The sequence below is a fragment of the Ponticoccus sp. (in: a-proteobacteria) genome (genome assembly GCF_048381735.1).
In genome coordinates this window covers 310,829-330,544 of record NZ_JBLXGL010000001.1, presented here as the reverse complement: position 1 = coordinate 330,544, position 19,716 = coordinate 310,829, and the positions used below count along the sequence as shown (strand labels likewise).

Here is a 19,716-nt window from a genome sequence, read left to right as displayed (position 1 = left end):
CGTCGACCGCCCGGACATCGCGGCGGGTACAAGGCCGCGCCCGCCGGTCTGAACCTAGGCATCCGAGGCCACGGGCGCGAGCGCCCGGCCCGCGTGAAAAGCGCACAGGGGGCACGAAGGCCGCGCGCGCGGCCTTTGCGGCGGCCGGGGCGCGCGGGGCAACGCAGGCGCGGTCCTTCCGCGGGGGCAACCGGCGCCCGGACGGCTCGCGCCCCCGCTTGCGGCGCCTTGGGCGCCGCGCCGCGCTCTGGCGGTTCCGTAGCCTTCTCCGGCTGCGCAAGAGCCCCGCCACGCTCATCGCAGCCCGAGAGGCGCCCGCAGCGCAGCCGCATCAGGCCGCGCCGGTCACCTTCGCCACCTGCGCGATGAAATCCTCGCCGCGTTTCTCGAAGTTGTCGTATTGGTCGAAACTGGCGGCGGCGGGCGCCAGCAGGACAACCTCGCCCGGCTGCGCCTCTGCCGCCGCGCGGGCGACGGCCACCTCCATGGTGCGGCAGACCTCGGCCTCGATCCCCGGCAGACCCAGCGCGAAGCCCTCGGCCTCGCGACCGATCACATAGGCCTTGGACACATGCGCCAGCCCCGGGGCCAGCGCGTCCAGCCCGCCCTCCTTCATCAGCCCGCCGCAGACCCAGCGCACCTTCGGGAAGGCCAGCAGCGCCTTCAGCGCGGCGTCGACATTGGTGGCTTTCGAGTCGTTCACGTAGGACACCCCGCCCACCTCGGCGATGCGCTGGCTGCGGTGCGGCAGACCGGCGAAGCTGTGCAGCGCCGTCTCGATCTCGCGCGGCCCCAGCGCCAGCGCGCGGCATGCGGCATAGGCGGCGCAGGCGTTCTGGTGGTTGTGCGTGCCCGGCAGGCCCGCGACCGCACGCAGGTCGATGCTGCCCACCTGCCGCCCCTTGCGCCATTCCGACAGGAACCCCTTGCGCGCAAAGACCATCCAGCCGGGGCCCGACAGCTTGGCGGTGGCCACCCGGATCACCCGGTCATCGGCCTGCCCCTCCGAGAGTTGCCCGGCCAGAAAGCGCCCCTCGACCTCGTCCACGCCGATCACCGCGCGGTCCGGCCCGCCCTCCGCAAAGAGCCGCCGCTTGGCGGCGAAGTAGCCCCCCGGCCCGCCGTGCCGGTCGAGGTGATCCGGCGAGAGGTTGGTGAAGACCGCCACGTCCGGCGTCAGGGCGCGGGCCAGTTCGGTCTGGTAGGAGGAGAGCTCCAGCACCACCACACCCCCGTCGCCCGGCGGATCGATGTCCAGCACGCCGCGCCCGATATTGCCCGCAAGCTGGCTCTCGCGGCCCGAGGCGGTCAGGATGTGGTGGATCAGCGCCGAGGTGGTGGACTTGCCGTTCGACCCGGTGATCGCGACGACGCGCGGCGGGCGGTCGAAGCCCTCCCAGCCCGCGCCCAGCGACCGGAAGAACAGGCCGATGTCATTGTCCACCGGCACCCCGGCCTCCAGCGCGGCGGCGATGACCGGATTCGGTGCCGGGTAGAGGTGCGGAATGCCCGGAGAGGTCACGAGGCAGGCCACCTCGTCGAAGGCGCCGGGGCGGGTCAGGTTGCGCGCCTCGAAACCCTCGGCCTCCGCCGCCTCGCGCGCGGCGGGATTGTCGTCCCACACAAGGACACTTGCGCCGCCGGCGCGCAATGCCCGCGCCGCCGACAGGCCGGACCGCCCCAGCCCTAGGACCGCCACCACCGCGCCGTCGAACCCTCTGACCGGGATCATGCCATGCCTCCGCCTGTCTTTCGCGATCAGAGCTACCCCGGGACGGCGATGCTGAAAAGCCCCGGCGGACGGCGATGCCGAAATGCCCCGGCACGCGCCCCTTGCTCGCCCGGGGCCTTTACCCCGCGGCGTCTTGCATCATATGGACCGGCAAAACCCTGCCGACCGCGAAACGGGAGATCCCCCCGAGCCGATGACCACATCCACCCGCCCCTTCCTGCGCCGCACGCGTTCGCCACGGGACATGACCGGGACCCGCGCCTATGGCCCCCGGAACCTGCCGCTGAAGGCCTGGCTCCGCGCCTTCTGGCGGCTGCCGGGGCGGGTCGCGGAGGATCGCATCACCCTGATCGCCGCCGGGGTGGCCTTCTACGGGCTGCTCTCGCTGTTCCCGGCGATCACCGCGATGATGGCGGTGGCGGGGCTGCTGTTCGATCCCAACGCGGTGACGGAAGAACTGCAAAGCGTCGCCCAGCTGATGCCCGAGAACGCGGCCACCATCGTGATGGATCAGGCGCGCGGCGTGGCGGGCAGCCACGAAAAGGGGCTGGGCCTTGCCGCGATTCTCGGGTTTGCTCTGGCGATCTGGTCGGCCTCGCGCGGGGTGGGCAGCCTGATGCAGGGCATCAACGTCGCCTTCGACAAGCGCGAGAGCCGCGGCTTCATCCGCCAGACCTTTGCGCAGCTCTTGCTGACGGTGGTCCTTGTGCTGGGCGTGGCCATGGGATTCGCCGCGACCATCGTGATCCCCACGGCGATGAAGTTCGTCCCCCTGGGCGACACCGAACAGCGCATCATCGACGCCCTGCGCTGGGGGGCCATGCTGGGCCTGTCGGTGGTCGGCGTGATGATCCTCTACCGCTACGCCCCGGACCGCGACCGCGCCCGCTGGCGCTGGCTGGTGCCGGGGGCGGTTCTGGCGACCGTCCTCTGGGTGATCGGCTGCGTGGGCTTCTCGCTCTACGTCGAGAACTTCGGCAACTACCAGCAGACCTTCGGCACGCTGACGGGCGTCGTGGTGCTGCTGCTCTGGCTCTGGCTTTCCGCGACGGTGCTCTTGGTCGGCGCGGAACTCAACGCCGCGCTGGATGCGGTCAACCGCGAGGCCGACCTGCCGCCGGATGCGCCTGAACAGCGCGAGAAATCCCCCGAGGCGATCCCGACGGACAGCTGACCCCGTCGGTCAGACAGGACAAGACCCGCTGCGCGGGCCTGCGAGAGGCTCTGCCTCTCGCGCTCTCCGAGGTATTTTCGGACCAAAGAAGGAGGGGCCTTACACCGCTTCTTCTGTCTGGAAATATCCTGGGGGAGCGAGCGCAGCGAGCGGGGGCAAAGCCCCCACCCCGTCGGCGCTTCTTCAGCGGACCTTCAGCGTCGCCAGACCGATGATCGCCAGGATCAGCGAGATGATCCAGAAGCGGATCACGATGGTCGGTTCGGCCCAGCCCTTCTTTTCGTAGTGATGATGGATCGGCGCCATCAGGAAGACCCGCTTGCCGGTGCGCTTGAAGTAGAGCACCTGGATAATCACCGACAGGGCCTCGACCACGAAGAGCCCGCCGACGATGCCCAGCACGATCTCGTGCTTGGTCGCCACCGCAATGGCCCCCAGCGCGCCGCCCAGGGCCAGCGATCCGGTATCGCCCATGAAGACCGCAGCGGGTGGTGCATTGTACCACAGGAACCCCAGCCCGCCGCCGACCACGCCCGCCGCGAAGACCAGGATCTCGCCCGTCCCCGGCACGTAGTGCACGTCGAGGTATTCGGTAAAGTCGACGCGGCCCACCGCATAGGCGATGATCCCCAGCGTCGACGTCGCGATCATCACCGGCATGATCGCCAGCCCGTCCAGCCCGTCGGTCAGGTTCACCGCGTTGGCGGCGCCGACGATCACGATCATCGCGAAGGGGATGAACAGGAACGACAGGTTGATGAGCGTGTTCTTGAAGATCGGCAAGGCCAGCTGGTAGGTCAGCTCGTCCGGGTGGTACTGCGCCGCCCAGAAGCCCGCGATCCCGGCAATGATGAAGCCCAGCAGCAGCCGTGTCTTGCCGGAGACCCCGGCGGTGTTCTGCTTGGACACCTTGGCGTAATCGTCGGCAAAGCCGATGGCCGCATAGGCAATGGTCACGAAGAGCACCATCCAGACAAAGGCATTGTCCAGCCGCGCCCAGAGCAGCGTCGAGGTCACCAGCGCGCCGATGATCAGCAGCCCGCCCATGGTCGGCGTGCCGGCCTTGACGAAATGCCCCTCGGGCCCGTCGCTGCGGATCGGCTGCCCCTTGCCCTGCCGCTTGCGCAGCACGTTGATCAGCGGCAGCCCGAAGAGGAAGCCGAAGACCAGCGCCGTCAGAAAGGCGCCGCCCGCGCGAAAGGTGATGTAGCGAAACAGGTTGAAGGCATCGCCGCCGTCGCTCAGTTCGGCCAACCAGTACAGCATTCCACGCTCCTAAACGTCCAGTTCGATCTCGGGGCTCGCCGGGGCCTTGCTCAGCCGCCGGATGGCATCGACCACGCGCCCGATGCCCATCGACAGCGAACCCTTGGCCAGCACCACGTCCCCCGCATCCAGATCGCGCGCCACCCGGCCCGCCATCGTCTCTGCGGTTTCCGTCCAGTGGCCGCGCTTGCCCTCGGGCAGGGCCAGCCAGAGCGCCCGCATCAGCGGCCCGACACAATGCACGATGTCGATGTGCCCCATGGCGGGCAGCCCCGCCACCGCCTGATGCAGGGCGACCTCGTCGCTGCCCAGTTCCTTCATGTCGCCAAGGTAGGCGATCCGCCGCCCCCTGGAAAAGCGCCCCACCCCGTCCTTCGGCTCTGCCGCTGCCAGCACCTCCAGCGAGGCACCCAGCGAGGCGGGGTTGGCGTTATAGGCGTCGTCGATCAGCTCCACGCTCTGCCGCACGTCCACCGGATCCAGCAGGATGCGCTCGCGCAGGCCCCGCCCGGCACCCGGGTGCCACTGCGCCAGCGCCGCCACCGCGCGCGCCCGGTCCAGCCCCAGCGCATGGGCCACCGCCAGCACGCCCAGCCCGTTCACCGCGAAATGCCGCCCCGGCACCATGACCTTGTAGAGGATCGGCGAGCGCCAGGCCCGCGCCTGCACCACCGTGCAACTGTCCAGAACCGAGACCTCGAGCGCGCGGTGATGCGCGCCGGGCTTCTCGCCGAAGGACAGCCCGCGCTTGGCATGGGCCTTGGCCCCGGCGCGCAGGATCGGGCTGACGGCGAGATCGGCGTTGTAGATCGCCGTCCCGCCCGGCTCGAGCCCTTCGAAGATCGCCGCCTTCTCGCGCGCGATCCCCTCGAGGTTGTCGAAGGCCGCCAGATGCGCGGGGGCGACGATGGTCACCAGGGCCACATGCGGCCGCGCCATGCGGGCCAGCGGCGCGATCTCTCCGGGGTGGTTCATGCCGATCTCGATGACGGCGAAATCCGCGTCCGCGGGCATCCGCGCCAGCGTCAGCGGCACACCCCAGTGATTGTTATAGCTCTTCTCGGCGGCATGCACGCGGCCCTGTTCGCCCAGAACCCTGCGCAGCATCTCCTTGGTCGAGGTCTTGCCGACCGAGCCGGTGACGGCGACCACGCGGCCCTTAAACCGCGCCCGCGCCGCCTGACCCAAAGCCTCAAGACCGGCCTGCACATCCCTGACCACAAGGCATTTTCCGGGGTCGACGCCCTCGGGAACCCGGGACACCAGCGCCGCCGCCGCGCCGTTTTCCAGCGCCTGCGCGACGAAGTCATGCCCGTCGCGCGCCGCCTTCAGGGCGACGAAGAGATCGCCCTTTGCGATGGTGCGCGTGTCTATCGACACGCCCCGCGCCTGCCAGTCGCCGGCAACCCTGCCACCGGTGGCCGCAGCCGCCTCCTGCGCCGTCCAGAGCATCACGAGCCCTTCCCGTCCAGCGCCGCCACCGCGACGCTTGCCTGTTCCGCATCGTCGAAGGGATAGACCGTATCGCCGACGATCTGCCCGCTCTCGTGGCCCTTGCCGCAGATCAGCAGGGCGTCGCCCGGCCCCAGCGCATCGACGCCGCGCAGGATCGCCTCGGCGCGGTCCGCCACCTCTATGGCCTCGGGCGCGCCCGCCATGACGGCGGCGCGGATGGCGGCCGGGTCTTCCGAGCGCGGGTTGTCGTCGGTCACGATCACCGTATCGGCGTGATCCGCCGCCGCCTGCCCCATCAGGGGCCGCTTGCCGGTATCGCGGTCGCCGCCGGCGCCGACGATGGCCACCAGCCGCCCCATCACATGCGGGCGCAGCGCCTGAATGGCGGTCGCCACCGCATCGGGCGTATGGGCGTAATCGACGAAGACCGCCGCGCCGTTGTCGCGCGTTGCGGCCAGCTGCATCCGCCCGCGCACGGTGCCCAGCAGCGGCAGCACGTCGAAGACATCCTCGGGGTCGCCGCCGCAGGCGATCACCAGACCCGCCGCCAGCAGCACGTTTTCCGCCTGAAAGCCGCCGATCAGCCCCAGCCGCTCCTGCCGGACGATGCCCTCGAAGCTCAGCCGGATCTCCTGCCCGGTGGCATCGAAGCGCTGCGCCTCAAGGCAGAGGTCCGCCGCCTCGCGGCCCACGGTCAGCACCGCCTGCCCGCGCGCCTTGGCGATGGCCAGCATGTCTACCCCGCGCGCATCGTCGATGTTGATCACCGCCGTGCCGTCCTCGGACAGCACCCGCGCGAACAGCCCCGCCTTGGCGGCGAAGTAGTCGTCGAAGCTGGTGTGGTAATCTAGGTGGTCCTGCGTGAAATTGGTGAAGCCCGCCGCCGTCAGCGTCACCCCGTCCAGCCGCCGCTGCGCCAGCCCGTGCGAAGAGGCCTCCATCGCCGCATGGGTCACAGAGGCCTCCGCCGCCCCGGCCAGCATCCGGTGCAGGGTGATCGGCTCGGGCGTGGTATGGCGCAGCGGCGCCTGCCAGTCGCCCTCGACCCCGGTGGTGCCAAGGTTCACCGCGCGCAGGCCCAGTTCCTGCCAGATCTGCCGCACGAAGGTCGAGACCGAGGTCTTGCCGTTGGTGCCGGTCACCGCCACCACCGTGTCGGGCTGGGTGCCGAACCACAGGGCCGCGGTATAGGCCAGGGCCTGCCGCGGGTCCTCGGCGATGACCAGCGCCGCCTCGGACCCGGCCAGCGCCTCCGCCGCCATCTTCGCGCCCGCCGCATCGGTCAGCACCGCCGCCGCCCCCGCCTCCAGCGCCGTGGCGATGAAGGCGGCGCCATGCACCTTGACCCCCGGCAGCGCCGCGAACAGGGCGCCCTCCGTCACCTCGCGGCTGTCCACCGTCAGCCCGGTCACCCGCGCCTCTCGCCCGCCACGCGCGCGCAGGCCCAGTTCGGACAGGCTCTTGGTCATGGTCTTGCGGTCCGGCGCCATCTGGAAAGGCTCCCTGGCTTCTTCTTGGTCCAAATACCTCACACGACACAGGCCAAAGGCGCCCCGGTCGCGCGGATTCACTGCGCCCCAATGCCCCGTTAAGGCCCCCGGGCGCAAGTCCGTTCCGGCGACGCCCGGCCATCAGCCAACCCGGACCGGCGGCGCGGCGCGCACCGCGCGCGCCCGTTCAATCGGGGATTGCCCCGCCGGTCCGCGTCCCCATCGTCACAAGGCGGGCCCGCGCAAGCCGCCGTGCCGCGCCCGCTCAGTCAGAGGCCGAGGTGCTGGTCAGCAGCGGCGTTTCCCTGTAGTCCGGGTGCACACCCAGCAGAGGCGCGACACGCCTGATCATCTCTGCCGCCACCGGCACCGCCGTCCAGCCTGCGGTGCGGCGCGGCTTGGGTCCCGAGGTCTCCACCGGCTCGTCCAGCATCACCACCAGCACGTATTTCGGGTCATGGGCCGGAAACAGCGAGGCGAAGGTGGTGATCGTCTTGTCCTTGTAATAGCCGCTGCCGCCCTCCTTGGGCTTGTCCGCCGTGCCGGTCTTGCCGCCGACGTGATAGCCCGGCACCCGGGCGAAGCTGGCGGTGCCCTCGGGGTGGCTGACCACCAGCCGCAGCATCCGCCGGGCATGGTTCGCCACATCCTCGCGCATGACGCGGCTGCCCGCCTGCGGGGCGGATTGCTTCAGCAGCGTCGGCTTCACGTAGCGCCCCCCGTTTGCGATGGCCGCGTAGCCCGCCGCCAGATGCACCGGCGTCGTCGACATGCCGTGGCCGTAGGACACCGTGACCGTCGACAGATCGGTCCAGCGCTTGGGCAGCAGGGGCGCGCCGCCCGCCGCCTCGACCATCTCGATCGGCGGTGCCGCGAACAGCCCCAGCGACTTCAGGAACTCCTGCTGCCGGGCCGCCCCGATGGCCAGGGCCAGCTTGCCGGTCCCCCGGTTCGAGGATTTCACCATGATCTTCTCGACCGTGAGGGTCTTGTAGTTCTTGTTGCCGAACTCGCCGATGCGGTGACCCCCGACCTTCAGGGGCGGGCTGGTGTCGATCAGCGTATCGGGGCCGACCAGACCCAGCTCCATCGCCTGTGCGGCGGCGAAGATCTTGTAGGTCGAGCCCAGCTCGTAGACCCCCTGCACCGCGCGGTTGAACAGCGGGCTATCCGAGGGGCTGCCCTGAACCAGCGGGTTGGGCCGGTCGTTCGGGTCGAAATCGGGCAGAGAGACCATCGAGAGGATCTCGCCAGTCTCGACGTCCATCAGCACGCTGGCCGCGCCCTTGGCATTCATCAGGTTCATGCCCGCGTCGAGGATTTCCTCGGAGGCCGCCTGCACCGTCATGTCGATGGACAGCGCCAGAGGCTGGCCCTCGCGCGCCGGGTCGCGCAGCGCCTCGTCGAAGTATTTCTCGATGCCCGCGGTGCCGATCACCTCGGCGGAATGCACGCCCTCTTCACCGAAGGAGGCGCCGCCAAGGATGTGCGAGGCCAGGGCGCCGTTGGGATAAAGCCGCATCTCGCGCGGGCCGAACAGCAGCCCCGGCTCGCCGATGTCATGCACCGCCTGCATCTGCTCGGGGCTGATCTTCTTGCGGATCCACAGGAACTTGCGCTTCGGATCCTCGAAACGCTTCAGCAGGCGCGGGCCGTCGAGATCGGGGAAGATCTTTACCAGCTCCTCGACCGCGCGGGCCTTCTGGTAGATCTGGCCCGGATGCGCATAAAGCGAATGCGTCGACATGTTGGTGGCCAGAAGCCGCCCCTGCCGGTCGACGATGTCGGCGCGGCTGGCGATGATCGAGTTGCCCGAGGTCGCGGCGCGCGGCTCTGACGGTTCGGAGGCCGAGAGCATGCCCATGCGGGCGCCGACCACGCCGAAGGCCCCGAAGAACATCACCGCCAGCACCAGCAGGCGCCCCTCTGCCCGCATCCGCGCCCGGTCGCGCATCTGCTCGTGACGGATGCGCCGGTTCTCGCGTTCGATGGCGTCGGGGTTCTCGCCCCTCTGGCGGGCTTCGAGGATGCGCGCCAGCGGGCGCAGCGGTGTGCGGGTCATGGCTGCTGTGCTCCTGCGCTGGTGACGTCGATCGGCTCTGTCAGGTCGATCACGTCCGGGATCGGTTCCGGCACATTGGCGATCAGGTCGAACTGGTCGGGAAGCAGCGGCAGCAGGCCCAGACGGTCGAAGTTCAGCTCTGCGAGATCGCTCAGCCGGTCGGGGCGGTTCAGGTAGGCCCATTCCGCCTTCAGGATCGCCACGCGTTCGCGCGCCGCGCCGATCTCGCGGCGCAGGCTGTCCACGCGGTCCAGCTCTGCCTGCGTGCTGTAGTTCTCGTGGTAGGCCCAGTAGCCCGACCCGATCACCGCAAGGGCCGCCAGAATGAACAGGACGCTGCGCATGTTATCTCCTTTTCAATCCGAGGCTGGGCATGTCGATCTCGGCAGAGGCGATCTCTTCGGCCGGCAGGCCGGTGCGCTCCGCCACCCGCAGCTTGGCCGAGCGCGCGCGCGGGTTGCGCGCCAGCTCGTCCGCGCGCGGGCCGACGGCCTTGCGGGTCAGGATGCGGAAGGGCGCGGTCTCTTCCGGGGCGCTGTCGGCGTAGCGGTTGACGCGGGTCTTGCGCTCTCCGTGGGCCTGGAAGAAGCGCTTCACCATCCGGTCCTCGATGGAATGGAAGGTCACGACGGCCAGCCGCCCGCCGGGCTTCAGCGCGCGCTCGGCGGCCATGAGCCCCTGCCACAGCGCCTCGTACTCGCCGTTCACCGCGATCCGCAGCGCCTGGAACGAGCGTGTGGCGGCATGGGCCTGCCCCGGCTTGGTGCGCCCGATGGCACGCTCGATCACCTCGGCCAGGGCCAGCGTGGTGGTGAAGGGCCGGTGTTCGACGATGCGCCGCGCGATCCGCCGGGATTGCCGCTCTTCCCCGAAAATATAGAGGATATCGGCCAGCTCGCCTTCCTCGGCATTGTTGACCACATCCGCCGCCGTCGGCCCCTCCTGCCCCATGCGCATGTCGAGCGGCCCCTCCTTCATGAAGGAAAAGCCCCGCTCTGCCCGGTCCAGTTGCATCGACGAGACGCCGAGATCCAGCACCACGCCGTCGACGCCCTGCCCATGGGCATCCATATTGGCAAAGTTGTCCTGCACAAGCGTCAGCCGGTCGCCCCAGGCCGGGGCCCAGTCGGCGGCCATCTCATGTGCCAGCGGGTCGCGGTCGATGCCGATCACCCGATCCGCACCGGCCTGCAGCAGGCCGCGCGTGTAGCCGCCCGCCCCCAGCGTGCCGTCGATCCATGTGCCCGCCACCGGCGCCACGGCTTCAAGCAGCGGCTCCAGCAGGACGGGGACGTGGTCTGCGCGTGCGGTATCGTCAGCGCCCGCCATATCTATTCTTCCCGGGATTTATTAAGCAATTGCAAAGGATTGCGCGGCACATCCGTCTTCATCTGGGCTGTGCGGCGGGCCTTTTCGGCATCATAGGCCTCGGCATCCCAGATGCGGAACCGGTTCAGCGAGGCAACCATCATCGCCTCGGACCCGATGCCGAACTGCTCGCGCAGCTTGGCCGGGATCACGATGCGACCGGTGTTGTCGACATTGGCCTCGGAGGCGTTCGACGAATAGATCTCCTCAAGCAGATCGCGCTCGTCGCCGTAATCCATTGCCTCGATCTGCTCTTCGATGCTTTCGATCTCATCGATCGTGAAGCACTCGATATACGGGGCATCGGGGATGCCGTAGACCATGACGAAGTTGGGCAGGGCCTTTTCGGCGGTGCATTCCGGGTCACCGGCGCGCAGGACATCGCGAAACGAGGACGGGATAGACACCCTGCCCTTGCTGTCGACCTTGTGCCGACTTTCGCCCCTGAACCTCAGCCTGCGGCCCACTGTCCCTCCGGCCTCCGTTGCCCCCTTGAAACGTAAAAGCGGCGGGTTGATCAGCTGCCATTGATCAACCCGCCGCGTGACCCGCTAAGCGGGTGTCTCCGACTGCGCGCGCCACCTGGGGGGATGTCTGCTCGCCCGCGCGCCGGATCCTTTGTTGTCATCGAAAGAGAGGCGGATGCCTGTATGAAACCTGCTCTTTTTTATTCTGGTGTTCGGTGCGGGGCTTGTTTTCTTGTCCCCGTGTCCGTCCCTCTTCCGATGAACTAGGGATGCCATGGGAATTCATGGGTGACAACAGTTTTCTTTACCATCAAGCCACTATCCGTTGTTTCACTGTGGTGCAAACATCAACATCTTGCGGCCAATTTATCCACAGGAGCGCTATAAGATGTGCGGTAACGGGCGTGTGATGCCTAGATGTTGATACCTTCTCTCGTCGAAAAAAAGTTCCATGATTTCCCAAACAAGTCCGAAATCAGGCCTCGCGCCCCTCGATCACGGCGAAATTTCAGCGGAGCTTACCGGCTTATCCACAGGAATTCACGCAAATCCGACGAGAACGAATCGGATCGGCGCCGATCTGCCGGCCCGAAAACCGGGCGGCTGCAGCCCCGGACCATAAATTCCCATGCCTCGCCGGACGGGCATTCCCATGAAATCCCGCAGCGCCGCGGCTGTCCGTCCCATGCCGTCCCGCGCGCAACCCGTCCCGCCCCGCCCCTCCGGCGCCGGTGACGGGCCGGGGCCCGGACCGGACGCCGCCCCCGCGCGATCCGCCACATGGGCAAACCGCCCCGGCTTGCACTTCCTTCGGGTATCCCCGATACCCGGACCAATGAAGGAGCGGACATGACCGAAAGCCCCGTCACCGACAGCCACTGCCACCTCGACTTCCCGGACTTCGACGCAGAACGCGCCGAGGTGATCGACCGCGCGCTTGCGGCGGGCGTCCACCGCATGGTCACGATCTGCACGCGCCTGCGCGCGGAACCGCAGGTGCGGGCCATCGCAGAGGCGCATGCGCCGGTCTTCTACGCGGCGGGCACCCACCCGATGAGCGTCGCCGAAGAGCCCATGGCCACGGTCGACCAGCTTGTTGCCCTGTCGCAGCACCCCAAGTTCGTCGGCATCGGAGAGACCGGCCTCGACTACCACTACACCTCGGACAGCGCCGAGGCGCAGAAGGTCTCGCTGAAGATGCATATCGCGGCGGCGCAGGAAACTGGGCTGCCGCTGATCATCCACGCCCGCGACGCCGACGAGGACATGGCGGCGATCCTGACGGAAGCCTACCGCGCGCAGCCCTATACCTGCGTGATGCACTGCTTTTCCTCCTCCGCGGCGCTGGCGCGCGCGGCGCTCGACCTGGGGTTCTACCTGTCGATGTCGGGGATCGGGGCCTTTCCCCGCTCGAAAGAGCTGCGCGCGATCTTTGCCGAGGCGCCGCGCGACCGCATCCTCGTCGAGACCGACAGCCCCTATCTCGCGCCCCCGCCCCATCGCGGCAAACGCAACGAACCGGCCTATGTGGTGCATACGGCGCGGGTGGCGGCAGAGACGCTGGGGCTCGACTTCCCGGCCTTCGCCCGACAGAGCGAGGAGAACTTCGAACGCCTCTTCTCCAAGGCCGCCGCATGGAGCGTCCCGGCATGATCCGCCGCACCGGCCTGGCCGATTGCGCCGCCCCCGCCCAAGACCGAAGGCTCCGCCGATGACCGCCACGCTGCGCTTCACCATCCTCGGCTGCGGATCCTCGGGCGGCGTGCCCCGCCTCGGCGGCCATTGGGGCGATTGCGACCCGGAGAACCCGAAGAACCGCCGCCGCCGCTGCGCGCTGCTGGTCGAACGGGAAACCGGCGCGGGCACGACCCGCGTGCTGATCGACACCGGCCCGGACATGCGGGCACAGCTGTTGGACGCCGGGGTCGGGCATCTCGATGCGGTGGCCTGGACCCATGCCCATGCCGACCATGTCCACGGCCTCGACGATCTGCGCCAGATCGTCTTCAACACAAGCGAGCGCCTGAACGTCTGGGCGGATGGCGATACCCAGACCAGCCTGCTGTCGCGCTTCGGCTATGCCTTCGTGCAGCCCGAAGGCTCGCCCTATCCGCCGATCCTGAACCTGCACACCATCGACGGCCCCTTCACCGTCGAGGGCGCGGGCGGGCCGGTGACCCTGACTCCGTTCGAGGTGAACCACGGCAGCATCGACGCGCTGGGGTTCCGCATCGCCGATCTGGCCTACCTGCCGGACGTGGCAAAGATGTCCGACGCGGCCTGGCCGCATCTGGAAAACCTCGACTGCTGGATCCTCGACGCCCTGCGCCGCAAGCCGCACCCCACCCACGCGCACCTCGACCTCGCGCTGGAGTGGATCGCCCGCGCCGCGCCGCGCCGTGCCGTGCTGACCAATATGCACATCGACCTCGATTACGCGACCGTGGAGGCCGAGACCCCCGCCAATGTCACCCCCGCCTATGACGGCATGGTGCTGAGCTATGCGGACTGACCTGCTGACAGCCCCCGGCGCGCCAAGGCGCCGCGCCCCCCGGCCCGACCGGACGCTCCCAGCGCGCCAAGGGACAGAGATCGCAAGGCCCCGCCCCCGAAACACAGGCAGCCGAAGCCTGCCCCCCGCCCGCCGCCCCCTCCGGTACGGCGCAGACGGCCCCGCAAAGGCACAGCCCATGTTTCTTCTTGGCCCAAATACCTCTTTGCCCGATGTCCAACCGCGCACGGCCTGCCCGGACATACAGCCAAGGGCCCTCCCCCCATGCAGGGGCTGATCGACGTCATCCTCCCGGTCTTCCTGGTGATCGGGGCGGGCTATTTCGCGGTCTGGCGCCGCATCGTCTCGGACGCGGCGGTGGACGGCATCATGGCCTATGCCACCGGCTTCGCGGTTCCCTGCCTGCTGTTCCGGGCCATTTCCAACCTGCACCTCGAAGAGGCCTTCGATCCCTGGATCCTGATCAGCTTCTACAGCGGCTCCGTCGCCGCCTTCGCCGCCGGGCTGCTGGGGGCGCGCTATGCCTTCACGCGTTCCTGGGAGGATTCGGTGGCCATCGGCTTCTGCTGCCTCTTCGCCAACTCTCTGCTCATGGGGCTGGCCATCACCGAACGCGCCTATGGCCCGGACGCGCTGCAGGCCAATTACCTGATCGTCTCGATCCACGCCCCGCTGTGCTACGCCATCGGCATCACGGCGATGGAACTGGTGCGCGCGAAGGCCTCGGGCGCCTCGCTGCGCCACCTGCCCGCCAAGGTCGGCCGCGCGATCTTCCGCAATGCGCTGGTGATCGGCATCCTGCTCGGGGCGCTGGCGAATCTCTCGGGCCTGTCCCTGCCCGGCCCGGTCGCAGAGGCGCTGGACATGGTGGTGCGCACGGCGCTACCGGTGGCGCTTTTCGCCATCGGCGGGGTGCTGTGCCGCTACAAGCCCGAGGGCGACACGCGGGTGATCGCCATGGTCTGCGTGATATCGCTGCTGATGCACCCGGCGATCACATGGGGGATGGGATCGCTGACCGGCATCTCGACAGAGGCCTTCCGCTCGGCGGTGCTGACCGCCTCCATGGCACCGGGCGTGAACGCCTATGTCTTCGCCAACATGTACGGCACCGCCAAGCGTGTCGCGGCGACAAGCGTGCTGGTGGCCACCGGACTGTCGGTCGCCACCGCCTGGCTCTGGCTGACGCTGCTGCCGTAGCGGGACGGCCCCGCCATGGCGCACCGAAGCGGTCGGGACAGCCCCGCGACGCAGCCTGACAGCCAGCGCACCTCCCGTCTCGCGGCGCTCTGAAACGATCGCCGCCCCCGCCGGATCCGCGAAGCGGCGCGAAAATGCGCCTGTCCGACACAGCTTTTCCCGCCCGGACGCCCCGAAGAACCGCCGCCCTGGCATCGAGACAACCTGACAGGCTGTCGGCTGGCCAGACCGACCCACTGGTGTTCTCACACCGCGGACCGGTCTCTCCTCAAACGAAGGAACCCGGGTCCGTTCACCTCGCCCCACAGCCGGGTCCGGGGACAAGCCCCCGCCCGCATCCCCCACGGGACGGTGGGCGGGGCGAGGTCGCGCGCAGCGAGACCAGCGCCCGCCCCCGTCCGCGCTGGACGCCGCTCCGATCCCTCCCTAGGCTCCGCGCCATGGCTACGGATCGTCCCCTTCTCGGTATCGCCCTCATGCTGGGCTTCTGCATGCTGGCCCCGCTGGGCGACGCGCTGGCGAAACTGCTGGGGCCCGAGATGGCCGTGGGGCAACTGGTCTTCCTGCGCTTCGCCTTTCAGGCCGGGCTGCTGCTGCCCCTGGCCCTGCTGACCCGGCGCCCCCTGCGCATGACCCGCCGCGTCGCCGCCCTCGTGGCGCTGCGCACGATCCTGCACATCCTCGGCATCGGGCTGGTCTTCACCGCCCTGCTCTACCTGCCGCTCGCCGATGCCATCGCCATCGCCTATGTCATGCCCTTCATCGCGCTTCTGCTGGGGCACTGGATCTTCGGCGAAACGGTCGGGCCCCGCCGCCTGATCGCCTGTGCCGTGGGTTTCGCGGGCACGCTGATGGTCGTGCAGCCCGCCTTCGCCGAGGTCGGCTGGCCCGCGCTGCTGCCGCTGGGCGTGGCCCTGGTCTTTGCGCTCTTCATGCTGACCACCCGCGCCATCGCCCCCAGCACCGATGCGATTGCCATGCAGGCGGTCTCGGCGCTCTTGGCGCTGGCGCTGACCGGCCCCGCGCTGCTTCTGTTCAGCGATGCACCGGGCCTCGGCTGGGCCCCGCCCTCGGCCCGCGGCTGGGGCCTGATTGCCGCCATGGGCTGCGCCGGCACCTTCGCCCACCTGCTGATGACATGGTCGCTGCGCTACGCCCCAACGGCAACGCTCGCGCCCATGCAATACCTCGAGATCCCCTTCGCCACCGCCATCGGCCTGCTGCTCTTCGACGATCTGCCCGGGCCGCTCGCCACGCTGGGCATCGCCGTCACCATGGGCTCGGGCCTCTACGTGATCCTGCGAGAGCACCGCGACGCCCGCGCCCGCCCGGTGCCCAAGCCGATCCACAGCGGCACCCCGCCGGCCTGAGCCGCCGCCCCAGCGGCGCCGCCAGCACCGGTCCCGCACGCGCCCCCCATAGGGAATCGCGCTCTCAGCGCCGACCCGGGCCCGTGGTCACCAGCCCGGCGCCCCCTCCAGCCCGGCCAGCAGGGCGTCGAGGCAATCGACCGGCAGAATCAGCAGCATCAGCGGCGCCTCCAGCGTCAGCGTCACCGGTCCAAGCGCCTCGTTCGAGGTTCCGCCCTGCACGCCGGGCGCGAAGTCGAGGCCGTCAATCGGCCAGCGCAGCCCCTCGGAGCGCCCCCGCACCGGCCCCATGGGAAAGAGCGAGACCCGCTCTCCCGCCGGAAGATCCAGCGCCAGCCGGGGCGGGCACAGGCAGACCACATCCTCGGCCCCCACCAACACGCAGCGCTGCGCTGCGCGCCGGACAAGCACGATCATTGCCGCAAGCTGATGGTCCAGCCGCTTGCCGAGAAAGCCGTGGCCCAGAACCAAGGGTGCCGCGATGGAACGCAGCCCCTTGTCGAAATCGGTGCTGTCCTGTTCGGATATCTCGTACAGGACATGCGCCGGAATCCGCGCCCGTATCTCCGGGCGCAGCGAATCCATGTCCCCGATCACCGCGTCCGGCGTCCGGCCCGCCGCCAGAACCGCCTCTGTCCCGCCATCGGCGGCCACGACCACGCGCCCGGTCATCGCGGCTTTCAAGGCGGGCAGATGGCAGGCGCCACCCCCGACCAGGACAACCGTCTCCGGACTTTCTACAATCTTATCATTCATGGCGAATTAATGGCGCTTTGGGAAACCGACCACAATCAGGTCACGAAATGATACCCTTCGGGGCACAGATTCGGTCGGCTTTCGTCCCGGTGACCGGTGTAAACACTTTGTTGCAAAACGAATGAAAGTGAGCAGCACATGGTGAGTTCGAGCAAGATCCTGACGGTGTCCTACGGCACCTTCTCGTGCACCGCCGAAGGGTTCGACGACCCGCTCGCCGTGGTCAAGGATACCACGCAGTTCTTTCGCGGCGTCGTCGGTGAAGATCGCTTCTTTGGCGCCGAGCCCCCGCAATTCGACCCCGAGCTGGCGACGGAACTGATGCGCGAGCAGCTGGGCACGACCCATGGCGCGGGCACCGTGTCGCTGGGCCGGCCCGGCGCCGCCTCTTCCGGCGCGATGAGCGCCGCGCTCTCGGCCGGTCCCGCCCGCGCCCGGGCCGAGGCCCCCGCCCTGCCCGACGACGACACGATCGAGGCGACCGCCGTCCTGACGGAACGGCCGCTGACCGACGGCGGCCTGACCGCACCGCTGGCGCAGGATACCGCCCCGACCGCCGCGCCCCGGCCCGATCCCGGCCTCGACGCGACCCCGGCAGAGGGGCTGCGCGCCGATCCCGAAGCCCCGGCCCCGGTGACCGACACCGCCCCGGACGACGGGCTGACCCCGGCCTTCGACAGCGCCGATCTTGCAAAAACATCACAGCAGCTGCGTGCGGACGACAGTGGCGCAACGGATGCCATTGCCCCCCCCGCCGACATGGTGGAAACCCCCGCAACCCCGGTCGGGGCTGCCACCCCGACCATGGTCCCCGAGGCACCGGCCTTGGAGGGGGACGCGCCTGCTCCGCGTCCCTCCGACCATGGGGGCATCGCCGCCAAGCTCGACCGGATTCGCGCCGTCGTGGCCGGGAACGCCGGTGCCCCCGTCGCGGCGGTGGCCGCCGCCGCGGGCCCGATGGGGGCCCAGTCCTTCATGCCCGAGACCCCGGCCCAGGAGGCATCCGACACCGACAGCCGCGAAGCGGGCGAGGCCTCCGGCCCCGGCGACGAGGTCGACGATGCCGCGCTCTCGGCCCTGCTGACCGAGCTGGAAGCCGAGGACATGGGCACCGAGGTCGAAGAGACCGCCCTGAAAGCCACGGAAGAGACGGCGGAAGACGACGACGACAGCCGCTTCGCGGACAGCCTCGCCGGGCTGATGACCGAAGAACGGGCCATGGCAGAGGGCACCGGCACTCTGGCCGGTGACGGCCCGGACGCCCCCGCCGCGGTGGCCGCATGGGATCGGGACGGCGAGGATGACCGCCAGCCTTTCGAATCCTTCGACGATGCAGAAATCTCGGACGCGGTGGCGCCCGCCGCGACGGTCGACGCCGAGAACGACGGGGATGACGCGGATGACGGCTTCGACGACGAAGCCCTCGCGCCCCGACCCGATGCCCCGCAGCGCACCGCAAACCCGATCCGCGCCCGCGTGGTGAAGGTCAAGCGCGCAGACTTCGAAAAGGCCGTCGCCTCGGGCACGCTGGAAGAGATCGAGGACGACAGGCCCGCGCCCGCCACGGGCAGCAGCCTCTCTGCCGAGGAAGAAGAGGAACTCGCCCGCGAACTCGCCGCCGTGAAGGCGGAGCTTTCCGCCGGTTTCGAAGACTGGGACGACGAGGACGAAGACACAGAGACCGCCAGCGCCAAGGACGCCGATGCGCATGCCGCTGCCGGTGACTGGGACGCGGACGACCTGGACGACGAGGCGGACGAAGACGACTTCGACGCCCGCCTGACCGGCACCGAACCGCTGCGCCTCGACAACCCCATTGCGCGGCCCGACCGCGACTGGGGCACCGATATCGACGCGCTCGACGCCCGGGCCTCTGCCGCCTTCGGCCAGGACCAGGCGCAGGACGAGGACGACGAGGACGCGGAGGACACCCCCCGTCCTGCCATCGACGAAGCGGTCCGCGACAGCGCCCGCAAGGCGGTGAAGATGGCCAGCCCCGCCCGCGCCATGCTGACAGAGCGCGAGGTCGCGGATCAGGACACCTCGCGGCTGATCGACCAGACCAACTCCGAGATGGACGAACCCGAGGGCAACCGCCGGCGCTCTGCCATCGCGCATCTGCGCGCCGCCGTCGCCGCGACCAAGGCCGACCGGCTGCTGGGCCGTAAGGCGCAGGCCGAGGACGAGGAAGAGGCCTATCGCGAAGACCTGGCCAGCGTCGTGCGCCCGCGCCGCCCGCAGGCGCCCGCCGAACGGACCGAGCGTCCCGCCCAGCCCGCAGCACCGCTGAAGCTGGTGGCCGAACAGCGGGTCGGGAAAGAGGCCGCGCCCGCCGCCACGCCGCAGACCGTGCCGATCCGCCCGCGCCGCGTGCGCCGGGTGGCCGACGCACCGTCCCCGCGCGACCTTGCCCGGTCCGAAGAGGCAGAGACCGGCTTCGCCGCATACGCCGAAAGCGTCGGCGCGGACGCCCTGCCCGAGCTGCTGGAAGCCGCCGCCGCCTACATGTCCTATGTCGAGGGACGCGACCAGTTCTCGCGCCCGCAGCTGATGACCACCGTCCGCCAGGCCGAGGCCACGGAATCGAGCCGCGAGGACAGGCTGCGCAGCTTCGGCCAGCTTCTGCGCGAGGGCAAGATCCGCAAGACCACCTCCGGCCGCTTCACCGCCTCGGACCGGATCAGCTTTCGCCCCGACCGCGAAGCGGTGTGACCGCCGCCGCCGCGCCCCGCCGGGCCGGCCCGTGACACCATGCCCCGCCCGCCGCCCGTGAACCGGGTCGGCGGGCGGGCGCTTTTCGGCGCAGCCGGAACAGAGCCACCCCAGCCCGGCGGCACAGCGCCCGGCGCCGCGCCGCCCATCCC

The 19,716-nt window shown here is 69.6% G+C and carries 15 protein-coding genes; 6 read left to right on the top strand and 9 right to left on the bottom strand.

Going from position 1 to position 19,716, the window contains the following annotated elements:
- Positions 1 to 331: 331 nt before the first annotated feature.
- Entirely contained in the window at positions 332 to 1,732 is a 1,401-nt protein-coding gene (gene murD / locus ACN5KJ_RS01520; RefSeq protein WP_418591776.1) for a UDP-N-acetylmuramoyl-L-alanine--D-glutamate ligase, read from the bottom strand.
- 193 nt (positions 1,733 to 1,925) lie between these two features.
- Between murD and ACN5KJ_RS01515 the strand changes: the two genes are divergently transcribed.
- The gene (locus ACN5KJ_RS01515; RefSeq protein ID WP_418591775.1) at positions 1,926 to 2,906 is read left to right on the top strand and encodes a YihY/virulence factor BrkB family protein; all 981 of its coding nucleotides are present in this window, start codon (positions 1,926 to 1,928) and stop codon (positions 2,904 to 2,906) included.
- Between the two features lie 183 nt (positions 2,907 to 3,089).
- Here the strand turns inward: ACN5KJ_RS01515 and mraY are convergent, their stop codons facing one another.
- The 7 genes from mraY to ACN5KJ_RS01480 form a co-directional block, all read right to left on the bottom strand.
- Positions 3,090 to 4,172 carry a phospho-N-acetylmuramoyl-pentapeptide-transferase gene (mraY, locus tag ACN5KJ_RS01510; RefSeq protein ID WP_347167273.1) on the bottom strand — a complete coding sequence of 361 codons (1,083 nt, stop codon included), beginning with the start codon at positions 4,170 to 4,172 and terminating at the stop codon, positions 3,090 to 3,092.
- Positions 4,173 to 4,181: 9 nt separating this feature from the next.
- Positions 4,182 to 5,627 carry a UDP-N-acetylmuramoyl-tripeptide--D-alanyl-D-alanine ligase gene (locus ACN5KJ_RS01505; RefSeq protein WP_418591774.1) on the bottom strand — a complete coding sequence of 482 codons (1,446 nt, stop codon included), beginning with the start codon at positions 5,625 to 5,627 and terminating at the stop codon, positions 4,182 to 4,184.
- The gene (locus ACN5KJ_RS01500; protein WP_418591773.1) at positions 5,624 to 7,117 is read right to left on the bottom strand and encodes a UDP-N-acetylmuramoyl-L-alanyl-D-glutamate--2,6-diaminopimelate ligase; all 1,494 of its coding nucleotides are present in this window, start codon (positions 7,115 to 7,117) and stop codon (positions 5,624 to 5,626) included. Before ACN5KJ_RS01500 ends, ACN5KJ_RS01505 begins: the two co-directional genes overlap by 4 nt.
- Positions 7,118 to 7,382: 265 nt before the next feature.
- On the bottom strand, positions 7,383 to 9,179 hold the full coding sequence (locus ACN5KJ_RS01495; RefSeq protein WP_418591772.1) for a peptidoglycan D,D-transpeptidase FtsI family protein: 1,797 nt from the start codon (positions 9,177 to 9,179) through the stop codon (positions 7,383 to 7,385).
- The gene (gene ftsL, locus ACN5KJ_RS01490) at positions 9,176 to 9,523 is read right to left on the bottom strand and encodes a cell division protein FtsL (RefSeq protein WP_347167271.1); all 348 of its coding nucleotides are present in this window, start codon (positions 9,521 to 9,523) and stop codon (positions 9,176 to 9,178) included. The genes ACN5KJ_RS01495 and ftsL overlap by 4 nt, the downstream gene beginning before the upstream one ends.
- 1 nt (position 9,524) lies before the next feature.
- On the bottom strand, positions 9,525 to 10,508 hold the full coding sequence (rsmH, locus tag ACN5KJ_RS01485; RefSeq protein WP_418591771.1) for a 16S rRNA (cytosine(1402)-N(4))-methyltransferase RsmH: 984 nt from the start codon (positions 10,506 to 10,508) through the stop codon (positions 9,525 to 9,527).
- 2 nt (positions 10,509 to 10,510) lie between these two features.
- Entirely contained in the window at positions 10,511 to 10,954 is a 444-nt protein-coding gene (locus ACN5KJ_RS01480) for a cell division/cell wall cluster transcriptional repressor MraZ (protein ID WP_347167270.1), read from the bottom strand.
- A gap of 909 nt (positions 10,955 to 11,863) precedes the next feature.
- On the opposite strand from ACN5KJ_RS01480, the gene ACN5KJ_RS01475 reads away from it, so the two are divergent.
- From ACN5KJ_RS01475 to ACN5KJ_RS01460, 4 genes are all read left to right on the top strand, one after another.
- Positions 11,864 to 12,667, top strand: coding sequence for a TatD family hydrolase (locus ACN5KJ_RS01475; RefSeq protein WP_418591770.1), 804 nt, complete (start codon positions 11,864 to 11,866; stop codon positions 12,665 to 12,667).
- Between the two features lie 58 nt (positions 12,668 to 12,725).
- Positions 12,726 to 13,526: an MBL fold metallo-hydrolase gene (locus tag ACN5KJ_RS01470; protein ID WP_206566596.1), complete on the top strand. Its 801-nt coding sequence runs from the start codon at positions 12,726 to 12,728 to the stop codon at positions 13,524 to 13,526.
- Positions 13,527 to 13,790: 264 nt separating this feature from the next.
- On the top strand, positions 13,791 to 14,726 hold the full coding sequence (locus ACN5KJ_RS01465; RefSeq protein ID WP_418591769.1) for an AEC family transporter: 936 nt from the start codon (positions 13,791 to 13,793) through the stop codon (positions 14,724 to 14,726).
- Positions 14,727 to 15,166: 440 nt separating this feature from the next.
- On the top strand, positions 15,167 to 16,096 hold the full coding sequence (locus ACN5KJ_RS01460; RefSeq protein WP_418591768.1) for a DMT family transporter: 930 nt from the start codon (positions 15,167 to 15,169) through the stop codon (positions 16,094 to 16,096).
- 87 nt (positions 16,097 to 16,183) lie between these two features.
- Here ACN5KJ_RS01460 and ACN5KJ_RS01455 read toward each other — a convergent pair whose 3' ends face one another.
- Positions 16,184 to 16,852: a thiamine diphosphokinase gene (locus ACN5KJ_RS01455; protein ID WP_418591767.1), complete on the bottom strand. Its 669-nt coding sequence runs from the start codon at positions 16,850 to 16,852 to the stop codon at positions 16,184 to 16,186.
- Between the two features lie 138 nt (positions 16,853 to 16,990).
- Between ACN5KJ_RS01455 and ACN5KJ_RS01450 the strand changes: the two genes are divergently transcribed.
- Entirely contained in the window at positions 16,991 to 19,564 is a 2,574-nt protein-coding gene (locus tag ACN5KJ_RS01450; RefSeq protein ID WP_418591766.1) for a hypothetical protein, read from the top strand.
- Positions 19,565 to 19,716: the final 152 nt, after the last annotated feature.

Excerpts from the sequence above, each read along its gene's own strand:
- murD (WP_418591776.1), bottom strand. The coding sequence starts at position 1,732 with ATGATCCCGGTCAGAGGGTTCGACGGCGCGGTGGTGGCGGTCCTAGGG.
- ACN5KJ_RS01515 (WP_418591775.1), top strand. The coding sequence starts at position 1,926 with ATGACCACATCCACCCGCCCCTTCCTGCGCCGCACGCGTTCGCCACGG.
- mraY (WP_347167273.1), bottom strand. The coding sequence starts at position 4,172 with ATGCTGTACTGGTTGGCCGAACTGAGCGACGGCGGCGATGCCTTCAAC.
- ACN5KJ_RS01500 (WP_418591773.1), bottom strand. The coding sequence starts at position 7,117 with ATGGCGCCGGACCGCAAGACCATGACCAAGAGCCTGTCCGAACTGGGC.
- ACN5KJ_RS01495 (WP_418591772.1), bottom strand. The coding sequence starts at position 9,179 with ATGACCCGCACACCGCTGCGCCCGCTGGCGCGCATCCTCGAAGCCCGC.
- ftsL (WP_347167271.1), bottom strand. The coding sequence starts at position 9,523 with ATGCGCAGCGTCCTGTTCATTCTGGCGGCCCTTGCGGTGATCGGGTCG.
- rsmH (WP_418591771.1), bottom strand. The coding sequence starts at position 10,508 with ATGGCGGGCGCTGACGATACCGCACGCGCAGACCACGTCCCCGTCCTG.
- ACN5KJ_RS01475 (WP_418591770.1), top strand. The coding sequence starts at position 11,864 with ATGACCGAAAGCCCCGTCACCGACAGCCACTGCCACCTCGACTTCCCG.
- ACN5KJ_RS01470 (WP_206566596.1), top strand. The coding sequence starts at position 12,726 with ATGACCGCCACGCTGCGCTTCACCATCCTCGGCTGCGGATCCTCGGGC.
- ACN5KJ_RS01465 (WP_418591769.1), top strand. The coding sequence starts at position 13,791 with ATGCAGGGGCTGATCGACGTCATCCTCCCGGTCTTCCTGGTGATCGGG.
- ACN5KJ_RS01460 (WP_418591768.1), top strand. The coding sequence starts at position 15,167 with ATGGCTACGGATCGTCCCCTTCTCGGTATCGCCCTCATGCTGGGCTTC.
- ACN5KJ_RS01455 (WP_418591767.1), bottom strand. The coding sequence starts at position 16,852 with ATGAATGATAAGATTGTAGAAAGTCCGGAGACGGTTGTCCTGGTCGGG.
- ACN5KJ_RS01450 (WP_418591766.1), top strand. The coding sequence starts at position 16,991 with ATGGTGAGTTCGAGCAAGATCCTGACGGTGTCCTACGGCACCTTCTCG.